Annotated in this window: 13 protein-coding genes; 10 read left to right on the forward strand and 3 right to left on the reverse strand. The window is 51.7% G+C overall.

Annotated elements, in window-relative coordinates; all coding sequences use genetic code 11:
* The first annotated feature begins 272 nt into the window (after positions 1-272).
* The gene (locus ACUY4Q_RS16160; RefSeq protein WP_458043749.1) at positions 273-1856 is read left to right on the forward strand and encodes a phosphoethanolamine transferase; all 1584 of its coding nucleotides are present in this window, start codon (positions 273-275) and stop codon (positions 1854-1856) included.
* 64 nt (positions 1857-1920) lie between these two features.
* On the opposite strand, the gene ompX is transcribed toward ACUY4Q_RS16160, so the two are convergent.
* Positions 1921-2433, reverse strand: coding sequence for an outer membrane protein OmpX (ompX, locus tag ACUY4Q_RS16165; protein ID WP_458043750.1), 513 nt, complete (start codon positions 2431-2433; stop codon positions 1921-1923).
* A 353-nt stretch (positions 2434-2786) separates the two neighbouring features.
* Between ompX and rhtA the strand changes: the two genes are divergently transcribed.
* From rhtA to ybiO, 6 genes are all read left to right on the forward strand, one after another.
* A complete protein-coding gene (rhtA, locus tag ACUY4Q_RS16170; protein WP_458043751.1) occupies positions 2787-3674 on the forward strand; it encodes a threonine/homoserine exporter RhtA in 888 nt (295 codons plus the stop codon).
* 298 nt (positions 3675-3972) lie between these two features.
* A complete protein-coding gene (dps, locus tag ACUY4Q_RS16175) occupies positions 3973-4476 on the forward strand; it encodes a DNA starvation/stationary phase protection protein Dps (protein ID WP_458043752.1) in 504 nt (167 codons plus the stop codon).
* Positions 4477-4840: 364 nt separating this feature from the next.
* A complete protein-coding gene (gene glnH / locus ACUY4Q_RS16180; RefSeq protein WP_458043753.1) occupies positions 4841-5584 on the forward strand; it encodes a glutamine ABC transporter substrate-binding protein GlnH in 744 nt (247 codons plus the stop codon).
* Positions 5585-5723: 139 nt separating this feature from the next.
* Complete coding sequence (gene glnP, locus ACUY4Q_RS16185; protein ID WP_458043754.1) at positions 5724-6383, forward strand: glutamine ABC transporter permease GlnP; 660 nt, start codon at positions 5724-5726, stop codon at positions 6381-6383.
* On the forward strand, positions 6380-7102 hold the full coding sequence (gene glnQ / locus ACUY4Q_RS16190) for a glutamine ABC transporter ATP-binding protein GlnQ (RefSeq protein ID WP_458043755.1): 723 nt from the start codon (positions 6380-6382) through the stop codon (positions 7100-7102). The genes glnP and glnQ overlap by 4 nt, the downstream gene beginning before the upstream one ends.
* A 126-nt stretch (positions 7103-7228) precedes the next feature.
* On the forward strand, positions 7229-9463 hold the full coding sequence (ybiO, locus tag ACUY4Q_RS16195) for a mechanosensitive channel protein (RefSeq protein WP_458043756.1): 2235 nt from the start codon (positions 7229-7231) through the stop codon (positions 9461-9463).
* Between the two features lie 2 nt (positions 9464-9465).
* Here the strand turns inward: ybiO and rlmF are convergent, their stop codons facing one another.
* Positions 9466-10401: a 23S rRNA (adenine(1618)-N(6))-methyltransferase RlmF gene (rlmF, locus tag ACUY4Q_RS16200; protein ID WP_458043757.1), complete on the reverse strand. Its 936-nt coding sequence runs from the start codon at positions 10399-10401 to the stop codon at positions 9466-9468.
* Positions 10402-10496: 95 nt separating this feature from the next.
* On the opposite strand from rlmF, the gene ACUY4Q_RS16205 reads away from it, so the two are divergent.
* The 3 genes from ACUY4Q_RS16205 to ybiJ all read left to right on the forward strand — a co-directional run bounded on the left by ACUY4Q_RS16205 (position 10497) and on the right by ybiJ (position 12041).
* Positions 10497-11111 carry a flavin reductase family protein gene (locus tag ACUY4Q_RS16205; protein ID WP_458043758.1) on the forward strand — a complete coding sequence of 205 codons (615 nt, stop codon included), beginning with the start codon at positions 10497-10499 and terminating at the stop codon, positions 11109-11111.
* Between the two features lie 117 nt (positions 11112-11228).
* Positions 11229-11495: a DksA/TraR family C4-type zinc finger protein gene (locus ACUY4Q_RS16210; protein ID WP_458047365.1), complete on the forward strand. Its 267-nt coding sequence runs from the start codon at positions 11229-11231 to the stop codon at positions 11493-11495.
* A gap of 285 nt (positions 11496-11780) precedes the next feature.
* Complete coding sequence (ybiJ, locus tag ACUY4Q_RS16215; RefSeq protein WP_458043759.1) at positions 11781-12041, forward strand: DUF1471 family protein YbiJ; 261 nt, start codon at positions 11781-11783, stop codon at positions 12039-12041.
* Positions 12042-12162: 121 nt separating this feature from the next.
* On the opposite strand, the gene ybiB is transcribed toward ybiJ, so the two are convergent.
* Positions 12163-13125: a DNA-binding protein YbiB gene (gene ybiB / locus ACUY4Q_RS16220; protein ID WP_458043760.1), complete on the reverse strand. Its 963-nt coding sequence runs from the start codon at positions 13123-13125 to the stop codon at positions 12163-12165.
* Between the last annotated feature and the right edge of the window lies 1 nt (position 13126).

Genomic DNA, 13126 nt, shown 5'->3' on the forward strand with positions numbered 1-13126 from the left:
CGTCGCGGTACGCCGCTTCATTTTTTTTGTCATAATTCCCCGTTATACTTGGCCTCACCGACCCTAATTATCCCTTATTTTCGCAATTTGCTGCGTTCCTCCCAAAACAATCCCTTAGCAGGTGTTGACCTTCATCGCCGCTCAATTTATCTTTGCGCAGCCCTGCACAAATTGCGGCTCGCAGAAGTGGACCACTCCCCTCTCCACGCACTGTCCGGCAGGTATTGACCCTCACGCCAGGGTGTTCACATGGCGTTTTCGTGATAGTGACTATGAGCCTAATAATCAAAGAACCTCTTGTCTCCCGTGGGCAAGCGCTAAGCCCGTGGACAGGCTTCTACTTTTTACAATCCATCCTGATTAATCACGCCCTCGGCTACGAATTCAGCGTGCTGTATGCGGTGGTGCTGACCTGCTTTATGTGGGTGATGTGGCGACATGCGCCGCGCACGCAAAAAGTGCTGGTCGGCATCTTCTCGCTGGTCGCCGCCTCTTATTATCCGTTTGGTCAGGCCTATGGCGCGCCAAACTTTAATACCCTGCTGGCGTTACACTCGACCAATATGGAAGAGTCCACGGAAATTCTGAAAATATTCCCGTGGTATCACTACGCCATTGGGTTGATCATTTTTGGCCTCGGCGTGGTGTCGATCCGTCGTAAGACGGAACATAAGGTGGCATGGACAAAATGGGACTCTCTTGCCGCCGTTTTCTGTGTCGGCTGTTATTTTGTCGGGCCGGTGCAAAACTATTTCCGTGGCTACGATGTGCATCTGCGCGACACCGGTATTCCGGTGCTGCGCTTTGTGCGCGATGTGGTGGTCAATAATCAGGGTGTGATTGACGAGCAGGCCAGCATGGCTCAGCTTGCCAACATGAAAGATTCCTGGAACGTGATCGCGGTGAAACCGAAGTATCACACCTACGTTGTGGTGATTGGCGAGAGCGTGCGCCGCGATGCCGTTGGCGCGTTTGGGGGCCACTGGAATAACACGCCGTTTGCCAGCCAGGCTAACGGGACTTTCTTTATGGATTACATTTCGGCCAGCGGCTCAACGCAAAAATCCCTTGGGTTGACTCTCAACCGGGTGGTCAATGACAAACCGGAATATCAGAATAATTTCGTCACCCTCGCGAACCGTGCCGGCTTTCAGACCTGGTGGTTCTCCAACCAGGGCCAGATTGGTGAGTACGATACGGCCATCGCCAGCATCGCAAAACGCGCTGACGAAGTGCAGTTCCTGAAAAAAGGCGACTTTGAAGCGGATAAAAATACCCGTGACGAAGATTTGTTGAAGATGACGTCTCAGGTCCTTTCCACGCACCGTACGCAGCCGCAGCTGATCGTTTTGCATCTGATGGGTTCTCACCCCTCAACCTGTGAACGTTCGGGCGACAAATACAATGAGTTTGTGCAGTCGAAAGAGACCTCGTGCTACCTCTACTCCATCACCGCAACGGACGAGTTGCTTGGCAAACTCTATTCGCAGTTAAATAACAGCGGAGAGAGCTTCTCCATTACCTATTTTTCCGATCATGGATTGACCTTCAGAGAGCGGGGTAAAGAGGTGCAGTATCTGGCGCATGACGACAAGTTCCAGCAGAACTTCCAGGTGCCGTTCATGGTGATTTCGAGCGACGATAAAACGCATCGGGTGATTAAAGCGCGGCGCTCCGCTAATGATTTCCTGAGCTTCTTCTCACAGTGGACAGGGATCAGTGCGAAAGAGATTAAAAATGCGTACCCGTTTATGTCTGAGAAAAAAGCCGGGCCAGTCTACGTTACCAACTTTAAGTTACAGAAAATTGACTACAGCCGCCTGGCGACGGATATTTTCGAAACACGTAATCGCTAAGTTGTACGCGTATTGCAGATAAAAAAAATCCGCCATCAAGGCGGATTTTTTATTGCTTACCGAATTAGAAACGGTAGCCGACGCCTGCGATCCAGGTGCCAACGTCAACGTTACGAATACGAGACTGCTCGTAAGAGAAGTCCAGTGCAACGTTTTCCATTGGGTTGAACTGCATACCTGCGCCGTAGGAGAAACCGTAGTCGCTGTTGCTTGCAGTTTTAACCTGATCTTCAGACTGCTGGAATTTACCGTAGCCTACACCCACCACACCGTAGATGCTTGCCCAGTCGTTCAGACGGAATGCCGGACCTGCGGTAACACCGTAGTACTGGCCTTTATTGTAAGTGCCGTCTTCGAAACGATCTTTCTCAGTGTAAGTGAAAGAACCAATCACACCCAGCGGGCTGCTATCATCTTCATAACGGTATTTCAGGTTGAAACCGTTCATTTTGTTTTGTACGCCCTGCGCGTCGCTCTGAGCATAACCACCGGTAACGGTAGAAGTTGCAGCGGAAGCAGTACCTACGGAAACGGCCAGAACAGCGGCCAGTGCTGAAAGACATGCAATTTTTTTCATAACCACCTCAAATGTGCTTCAAGTAAATCCTAAGTTTTAAATATATCAAAAGTTGTTAAGAAACTCTTTGGGATTAACGATGTCTAACCGGACCTATGATGTAACAGAACATTTCCTCGACTTACTAACTCTTTCATTAAACAGTCGTTTTGCCAAAGAACGTGCCATTATGAAGGTTCCATCACAATATGTTCATCCAGATTATTCCTAATCCAACAGGTTAATTAACCACCAGATGTGTTCTATTGTACCTGGATTTTACCGGTGATTTTCAACAAAGCCTCAACCAGCCGGGGCTTATTCAAGTAGACTCACTCTTTTACTTCTTTTGACACAAATTGACGGGAGAAAGGATGCCTGGGTTATCTCGTAAAATGCCGGTATGGCTACCCATAGTGGTTCTGTTAGTGGCGATGTGTTCCATTCAGGGCGGTGCTTCGCTGGCGAAATCGCTGTTTCCCCTCGTGGGTGCACCGGGTGTAACGGCGCTGCGTATTGCGCTTGGCACGGTGATTCTGGTGGTGATTTTCAAACCCTGGCGGCTGAGGTTTACCCGTGAACAGCGTTTGCCGCTGGTGCTTTATGGTCTGTCGCTGGGCGCCATGAATTACTTATTTTATCTCTCACTGCAGACGGTTCCGCTGGGGATAGCGGTGGCGCTGGAGTTTGTGGGTCCCCTCTCTGTTGCTCTGTTTGGTTCGCGTCGCGCCATTGATTTCCTGTGGGTCGTGCTGGCTGTTCTGGGCCTGTGGTATTTATTACCATTAGGTGACGATGTTTCCCATGTTGATTTAACCGGTGCCGCTTATGCATTAGGCGCTGGCGCATGTTGGGCGGTGTATATTATTACTGGCCAGAAAGCAGGTGAAGATCACGGCCCCGCGACCGTTGCGCTCGGTTCATTAATTGCCGCGATTGTTTTTGTGCCATTAGGTGCGCTGCAGGCGGGAGAGTTATTATGGCACTGGTCTATTTTGCCGCTGGGCATTGCCGTTGCCATATTGTCAACCGCCCTTCCCTATTCACTGGAAATGATTGCCCTGACCCGTATTCCTACGCGCACGTTCGGCACGCTGATGAGTATGGAACCGGCACTGGCGGCAATATCAGGTATGGTTTTTTTGGGAGAAACCCTTAATCTTCAACAAACTATGGCATTAATGTGCATCGTCATCGCGTCGATTGGCTCAACGCTTACGCTGCGCAAAGAGAGCAAAGTTGAAAAAGTAGACATTGGGTAACGGTTATTATTCAGCATGGTTATTGCAATCATGCTGAATAATCTGGTAAATCGCCCGCCTCGTAAAAATATCTCTTGCTGCTCTCTGTCTCTATTAATGGTTAAAATATGTTTCTTACTGTTAATGAATTAAAACCTGCCCGCCAGCTTGATAATAATTATTATTCAGCATCCTTGATTGTATTAGGCATATTCCTACTATTGGACCGATAGGTATATTCAAATTATCACTCTGAAATCTGGTGCTATACTTAATCCCAGTCATTACCTGGACACTAACATCAAGAGGATATGAGATTATGAGTACCGCTAAACTGGTAAAAACGAAAGCGTCTAATCTGCTTTATACCCGTAACGATGTATCGGACAGCGACAAGAAGGCGACCATTGAGTTGCTGAATCGCCAGGTGGTCCAGTTCATTGACCTGTCACTGATTACTAAACAGGCCCACTGGAACATGCGTGGCGCAAACTTCATTGCCGTTCACGAAATGCTGGATGGCTTCCGTACTGCGCTGGTAAATCACCTCGATACGATGGCAGAGCGTGCCGTACAGTTGGGTGGTGTGGCGCTCGGGACCACGCAGGTCATTAACAGCAAAACCGCACTGAAAAGCTATCCGCTGGACATCCATAGCGTGCAGGACCACCTGAAAGAGCTGGCTGACCGCTACGCGGTGGTGGCAAACGATGTACGTAAAGCGATTGGTGAAGCGAAAGACGAAGATACGGCGGACATTTTCACCGCTGCGTCCCGCGACCTGGATCAGTTCCTGTGGTTTATTGAATCTAACATCGAATAATCTATAAGCAGTTAACATGACCCCTCTGCGCCCTGCGTAGAGGGGTTTTGCACTTTTATGGTGCACTTCCTTTTTCTTTCCTGCCTGAAATCCGCCCCTCCTGTTATCATCACTTCACAAAATTGTTATGAAAAGATTGTTAAGCGGCGATTTTCCGCGCTAAATTGCCATCAGGATGTGCAAGCCATGCGCATGCACCAGCACAAAGCCCCAATTTGGTGCAATGCATGTCGCAGGCAGCCATTATAGTGCGATTTCAGAATCCCGCCTCTTTACAAAACAACGGGTTGTAAACCTGGCACGATTTTTTCATACTGCGTACGTTCTCGCAGGGGATTGCCCCGTGGATATAAAAGGAAAAACTATGAAGTCTGTATTCAAACTTTCCCTGGCTACACTCGCTCTTGCTTTCGCTGTTTCTTCCCAGGCCGCAGATAAATTAGTTGTCGCGACTGACACCGCATTCGTTCCTTTCGAATTTAAACAAGGCGACAAGTACGTCGGTTTTGACGTTGACCTGTGGGCCGCCGTGGCCAAAGAGCTGAAGCTGGACTATGAACTGAAGCCGATGGACTTCAGCGGTATCATCCCGGCATTGCAGACCAAAAACGTTGACCTGGCTCTGGCTGGCATCACCATTACCGAAGAACGTAAAAAAGCGGTCGATTTCTCTGACGGCTACTACAAAAGCGGTCTGCTGGTGATGGTGAAAACCAACAATAACGACGTAAAAAGCGTGAAAGATCTCGATGGTAAAGTGGTTGCAGTGAAGAGCGGCACCGGTTCCGTTGACTACGCAAAAGCCAATATCAAAACCAAAGATCTGCGTCAGTTCCCGAACATCGATAACGCCTACATGGAACTGGGCACCAACCGTGCTGACGCCGTTCTGCATGACACGCCTAACATTCTTTACTTCATTAAGACCGCGGGCAAAGGCCAGTTCAAAGCAGTTGGCGATTCCTTGGAAGCGCAGCAGTATGGTATTGCCTTCCCGAAAGGTAGCGATGATCTGCGCAACAAAGTGAACGGCGCGCTGAAAACGCTGCGTGATAACGGCACTTACAACGAAATTTATAAAAAATGGTTCGGTACCGAGCCTAAATAAGAATGTTGTCTTAGCGTGGTTCTCGCCCGGTAACGTTATGCTTAGCGGGCTTAATCACGCTGATTTTTATCACCCGTAGGCCAGTTTCCCGGCGCTATGGGTGTTTGTATATCTCCACCACGGTTTACAGGAATTCATCATGCAGTTTGACTGGAGTGCCATCTGGCCCGCCATTCCGCTTCTGATTGAAGGTGCCAAAATGACGCTTTGGATCTCGGTCCTTGGCTTAGTTGGCGGCCTGATTATTGGTTTAGCGGCAGGTTTCGCACGCACCTTCGGCGGTTGGATCGCCAACCATATCGCCCTCGTCTTTATCGAAGTCATTCGCGGTACCCCGATTGTTGTTCAGGTGATGTTTATCTACTTCGCCCTGCCGATGGCATTCAACGATTTACGTATCGACCCGTTTAGCGCCGCAGTGGTCACTATTATGATCAACTCCGGTGCCTACATCGCAGAAATTACCCGCGGTGCCGTTCTCTCTATTCATAAAGGTTTTCGTGAAGCGGGGCTGGCCCTGGGGTTATCCCGCGGTGAAACCATTCGCCACGTGATCCTGCCGCTGGCATTGCGCCGTATGCTGCCGCCGCTGGGTAACCAGTGGATCATCAGCATCAAAGATACCTCGCTGTTTATCGTGATCGGGGTGGCTGAGCTGACCCGTCAGGGCCAGGAGATCATCGCGGGTAACTTCCGTGCGCTGGAAATCTGGAGCGCCGTAGCCGTTGTTTATCTGATTATTACGCTGGTACTGAGCTTTGTTCTGCGCCGCCTTGAAAGAAGGATGAAAATCCTGTGATTGAATTTAAGAATGTCTCCAAGCACTTTGGGCAAACTCAGGTGCTGCACAATATCGACCTGAACATCACTCAGGGCGAAGTCGTCGTGATTATCGGCCCATCCGGCTCCGGTAAATCCACGCTGCTGCGCTGCATTAACAAGCTGGAAGAGATCACCAGCGGTGAGCTGATTGTTGATGGTTTGAAGGTTAATGACCCGAAGGTGGACGATCGCCTTATCCGCCAGGAAGCGGGCATGGTGTTCCAGCAGTTTTATCTGTTCCCACACCTGACCGCGCTGGAAAACGTGATGTTTGGCCCGCTGCGTGTCCGTGGCGCCAAAAAAGCGGATGCGGAGAAACTGGCAAAAGAGCTGCTGGCTAAAGTCGGCCTTGCGGAGCGCGCCCATCACTACCCTTCTGAGCTTTCCGGTGGTCAGCAACAGCGTGTGGCCATCGCCCGTGCGCTGGCGGTGAAGCCTAAAATGATGCTGTTTGATGAGCCGACTTCCGCGCTTGACCCGGAACTGCGTCATGAAGTTCTGAAAGTCATGCAGGATCTGGCCGAAGAAGGGATGACCATGGTTATCGTCACCCACGAAATTGGCTTTGCTGAGAAAGTGGCTTCCCGCCTGATTTTTATTGATAAAGGGCGCATTGCCGAAGATGGTAATCCGCAAGCATTGATTGAAAATCCGCCGAGCCCGCGTCTGCAAGAGTTCCTGCAGCACGTCTCCTGATTTTTGCCGATCGCACGCTAAGCCGGGTTCGCCCGGCTTTTTTACGCCAGAATTTTCCCAAATCCTCCCCTGCCCTGCTTGCCATCTATACTTATCATTTTGCTACTGTTTTTAATGGAGAACACCGTGCCGTGGATCCTGCTGCTGCTCGCCAGCCTGTTCTGTTCGTCAGTGCAGGCCGTTGCCATTCCGGGGGTCACCACCGGCGCAACAAGTACAGAAACCCCCGCTGCCACCCCTGAACCGGACGTCGAGCAAAAAAAAGCGGCCTATGCAGCACTTGCAGACGTACTGGATAATGAACAATCCCGTCAGGAGCTCATCGACCAGTTACGTAAAGTTGCCACCACACCGCCGCAAGAGCCCGTCCCGCTTATTACTCCCCCTGCGATAGCTGAACAAAAAACGGTGCTGGAAAAAGTCACCGAGGTCAGCGGCTATTATGGAGAGGCGCTCTCGTCACGCTTTGCCCAGCTCTATCGTAATATTACCGGCTCGCCGCATAAGGCCTTTAATGCGCAAACTTTTTACACGGCGGCGACCTGGTTTCTGGTGTTAGCCGGGCTGGTCTTTGCCTTCTGGTTCCTGGTGCGGCTGGCGGCGATGCCGTTGTACCGTAAAATGGGTCAGTGGGGACGGCATAAAAATCGTGAAAAGCATAACTGGCTTCAGCTTCCGTCGATGATTATTGGCGCGTTCATTATCGATTTACTGCTGCTGGCGCTGACGCTGTTTGTCGGACAGGTACTCAGCGCAAACCTCAATAACGGCAACCGCACCATTGCCTTTCAGCAAAGCTTGTTCCTGAATGCGTTTGCCCTGATTGAGTTTTTTAAAGCCATTCTCCGGCTGGTGTTTTGCCCACGGATCCCTGAGCTGCGCCCCTTTCGCATTAGCGATGAGACTGCCCGCTACTGGCACCTGCGCCTGAGCGCGCTGAGCAGCCTGATCGGTTACGGACTGTTGGTTGCTGTGCCTATCATCTCTAATCAGGTGAACGTTCAGGTGGGTGCGCTGGCGAATGTCATCATCATGCTCTTTATCACTATCTGGGCGTTGTACCTGATTTTCCATAATAAAAAAGCCATACAGCGTAATCTCAACACCCTTGCCGATCGTTCACTGGCCTTCTTTAGCTTGTTTATACGGGCCTTTGCCGTCGTGTGGCACTGGCTCGCCAGCGCCTATTTTATTGTGCTGTTCTTCTTCTCGCTGTTCGACCCCGGCAACAGCCTGAAATTTATGATGGGCGCGTCGGTGAGCAGTCTGGCTATCCTCAGTATTGCCGCTTTCCTCTCCGGTATGCTGTCACGCTGGATAACCAAAACCATCACCCTCTCTGTGGAAACCCAGCGCAATTACCCGGAGCTACAAAAACGCCTTAACGGCTGGCTCTCCACCGCATTAAAAGCTGCACGCATCCTTGTGGTCTGCGTCACCGTGCTGTTGCTACTGAGCGCCTGGGGTTTGTTCGATTTCTGGTCCTGGCTGACTTACGGAGCGGGAGAAAAAGCGGTCGATATCCTGATTCGCATTGCGCTTATCCTCTTCTTCTCGGCGGTGGGCTGGACGCTGCTGGCGAGCCTCATCGAAAACCGTCTGGCGCTCGATGTGCACGGTCGTCCGCTCCCCAGTGCGCGTACCCGCACGTTGCTTACGTTATTCCGCAACGCGCTGGCGGTTGTCATCAGTACCATCACCATCATGATTGTGCTCTCGGAGATTGGCGTGAATATCGCGCCATTGCTGGCGGGGGCCGGGGCGCTGGGGTTAGCCATTTCCTTTGGTTCGCAAACCCTGGTGAAAGATATCATCACCGGTATTTTCATCCAGTTTGAAAACGGCATGAATACCGGCGACCTGGTAACAATTGGTCCGTTAACCGGGACGGTGGAGCGGATGTCGATACGCTCGGTAGGCGTACGGCAGGATACCGGGGCTTATCACATCATTCCCTGGTCATCGATAACCACTTTTGCCAACTTTGTTCGCGGTATTGGTTCGGTCGTCGCCAACTATGATGTTGATCGTCATGAAGATGCGGAGAAGGCAAAAAAAGCCCTGGCCGACGCGGTGACAGAATTAATGGAAATGGAAGATATTCGCGGGTTGATCATCGGCGAGCCCACCTTCGTGGGGATCGTGGGCCTCACCAATACGGCGTTCACGATCCGTGTGACCTTTACTACGCTGCCGTTGAAACAGTGGTCGGTGCGCTTTGCCCTCGACAGCATGGTGAAAAAGCATTTCGACCTGGCAGACGTGCGTCCGCCGGTGCAAACCTATCAAATGCTGCCCACGCCAGGTGCTCAGCAGCAGGCAGTGACCTTACCGCAACCGCCTGCGGAACCGACGTTGTAACCTTAGCCTTTAAAACGGGTGCTCGCCCAGCGTTTGCGTTGGGCGTCATCCATGAAGGTCCAGGCGATAAAACGGCTCTGTTTCTGCCCTTGCGCCATCTCTTTTTTCACCACTTTGACAGCACCGGCCTCGGTTAACGCACGGTACAACAGCGGCAGGTTGTCGCCACGGGAAACCAGTGAACTGAACCACATAACCTGCCGGGCAAACTGTTTGCTTTCATCAATCATTTTACTGATAAACGCCACTTCCCCGCCTTCACACCACAATTCCTGCTGCTGGCCACCAAAGTTAGCTTCGCTGTCTTTACTCAGACCCAGATTGTGACGCTTACGCGCACCGCCTTCTGCTGCGGCTTCGGCGCTGTTATGGAACGGAGGGTTACAGAGGGTGGCATCAAAGAACTCATTTTTATGAATAATGCCGGGCAGAATCAGTGTGGAATCTTTTTGACGACGCAGACGAATGGCACGGGTCAGCCCAGGGTTGGCGTTAACGATAGCCAGCGCACTGGTTAGCGCTTCCTGACTCACTTCACTGCCGGTAAAACGCCAGCCATATTCGTGAACGCCAATCAGCGGATAGATACAGTTCGCGCCGGTGCCGACATCCAGAATGCTGGCCTGTGAAGGCACGGTTCCGTCGTTATTCTCTGCCAGCAAGTCCGCCAGATGGTGAATATAGTCCGCACGACCGGGAACGGGCGGGCATAAAAAGCCCGCCGGAATATCCCACTCGTTAACCCCATAGAAATGGGCCAACAGCGCCTTGTTAAGGGCTTTTACTGCCTGAGGGTCAGCAAAGTTAACCGTGGGTTCTCCCGCCGGGTTAGTCGTAATAAAGTCGCGCAATGACGGGGTCTTCTCGCAGAGTGTGTCGAGATCATAGCGGCTGTGATGGCGGTTACGTGGGTGCAAACCCGGCTTCTGGGCGTTCATGGCATTCTCCTGTTGGCAGCGGCGTAAGATACCCGTTGACGGCGGCAGGGTAAATAAGTGAGGTTAAAGAAACTCTCATCATTCAGGGAATCACCATGTATTTTTATGAACCCGCTCAGGGCCACGGCCTGCCGCACGACCCACTGAATGCCATTATTGGCCCTCGCCCTATCGGCTGGATTTCCTCGGTAAACGGCAGCGGCCAGCAAAATCTGGCCCCCTACAGCTTCTTTAACTGCTTTAATTATCGCCCACCGATTATTGGCTTCGCCAGTAGCGGCTGGAAAGACAGCGTGCGCAATATCGTTGAAACAAAAGAATTTGTCTGGAACCTTGCCACCCGTCCGCTTGCCGAGCGTATGAATGAGACCTCAGCGTCCCTGCCGCATGGGGAAGATGAGTTTGCATTTGGCAACCTGACGCCGCTTGCCAGCCGTCTGGTTAAAGCACCGCGTGTGGCACAAAGCCCGGTGCATTTTGAGTGCCGTTTGTCACAGTGCATCCAGCTTACCAAAGCCAACGGTGAAGCGCTGGACAGTTGGCTGGTGCTGGGTGAAGCCGTTGCGATTCATATTGATGAATCTTTGCTGGAGAACGGCATTTACCAGACGGCAAAAGCCCAGCCCATTTTGCGTGCCGGTGGCCCGACAGCCTATTACACCATTACCGAGGCCCAGCGCTTCGACATGCGTCGCCCGGACGATCGCTAACCCTTTGCCGTTTCGCTAGCCCGCACCGGTTGCGGGCTTTTTTACGTCCGGCGCTTGAAATGACCAAAATATACGCAATATTCATCTTATGAATGATCAACGTATAAGGTGATGATGATGGCTTCCGGTTGGGCAAATGACGGTGCAGTACAGGATCAGATCGACAGCACCATTGAAGATGCGGTCGCACGCGCGCGTAACGATCTGCCGAAAGGAGAAAGCCTGAAGGAGTGTGCAGAGTGTGGCGAGCCGATTCCAGAAGCACGCCGCAAAGCAATACCGGGCGTGCGTTTCTGTCTGCAATGCCAGCAGCAGAAAGATTTACATAACTCTACACATGCAGGATATAATCGCAGAGGATCGAAAGATAGCCAGCTTCGTTGACTGTTCTTTACCTCTGAATTCAGCGCAAGCGGTTTCGTTTGTGCGCACAGTTACCGCAATAAAAAGTAGCAATCTGTGCCGAAAAAATTGTCGCCACGCAGCGCAACGGCAAAATGCATATACCGCATAAATAAATCACATTAAATTCATTGACTTATTTATTGTTCAATTTTTTTAAACAAGGTCGTCAATTCTCTTAGATTTTCTTGCTCGTTAAATACTGTGATACTTATCACATCGACGGAACATCGTCCCCTAAACAGAATAACCTGCGAGAGATTAACCATGAAAACCATCAAATATGCTGTAGCTGCTATTGCCCTTTCCACCCTGTCCTTTGGCGCCTTCGCGGCACAAGCCATTAACCCAGCACAGGCGCAGGGTATGAACAAAATTGGTGTGGTTTCTGCGGACGGCGCAACGACGCTGGACGGTCTGGAAGCGCAACTGGCTGAGAAAGCGGCTGCGGCTGGCGCAACCGGTTATAGCATCACCTCCGCGAATACCAGCAACAAGCTGAGCGGCACCGCGGTTATCTACAAGTAACCGAAACTGATTTACCCCGTTAGCTTACCCTCTGACGGATGCTCCACCCCTCATTGACCCTGTTGTTGTTACCCTTTTTTGGCCCGTCCAGTGATGAGACGGGCTTTTTTTTTCCTCTCGATCAGAAGCTTTGCGCAATGTGCGCCAGAGCGATATCCAGAGACTCGCACTCCCCCGTCGCCACTAAACAACATGCCATCTGGATTTTCAGCGATTCCGGTATGGGTTCGCGCCCGGACAGGCAGTGCTCAATCCAGCGCGCTGTCGTTTCCGGATCCTTCGCTGTCGGTAACACCGCCTGCGCCTGGGCATCCTGACGTTCAAAGAGCACGCGTGAACCCTCAGCATCAATCAAATTGATTTGCGGGCAGCGCTGCGGGTTGGCATACACCTCCCCTTCCGTGCCGTGCATCAACAGACCACGACCACCGATATCGGCAAAAAATTTACCGACTCGTGCAACATATTCGGGGTGAGAGACACTGGAAAGACGCAGGGCGGCCGCTTTCTCGAACGGGGTAGCCAGTTTTGCCAGGGTATGAGCACTGTTACGCACGCCCATAACCCAGCGTAGTGAAAGCTGTTTCTCCAGTGGCGGGCAGAGCGCACTGACTGGCATAAACACCGGCTGGTGACCCTCAAGTTTCGCCTGTGCCTGACCGGCATGGAGCGTAGCCTCAATCCCGAGCATGGCGAAGATGGTTTCACTGACCACGCGGGTAGGATCGACGCTCACCCCATGAACGAGCACCGGAAACCCCAGTTTATTGAGCAGGATTGCCAGCAGTGGCGTCAGGTTCGCCTGTTTCCGCGCGCCGTTATAGGTAGGAATGACAATCGGCATTGGTTTTGCCACAGGCGGCGTCAGGCGGATAGTCTGCTGCTGCATCGCTTCATAAAAGCCGAGCATTTCCGCTTCGCCTTCACCCTTAATTCGCAGGGCCAGCAGGATGCCGCCCAGTTCCAGATCCGGGACATCGCCGCTCAACATACGGGAATACAATCCACGGGCGGTGTCAAAATCCAGATCGCGGGCGTGGTTTTTTCCCCGGCCAATCTCTTTAATGATTTTGCGGTAATCCATC

Source organism: Phytobacter cepae, assembly GCF_054165735.1.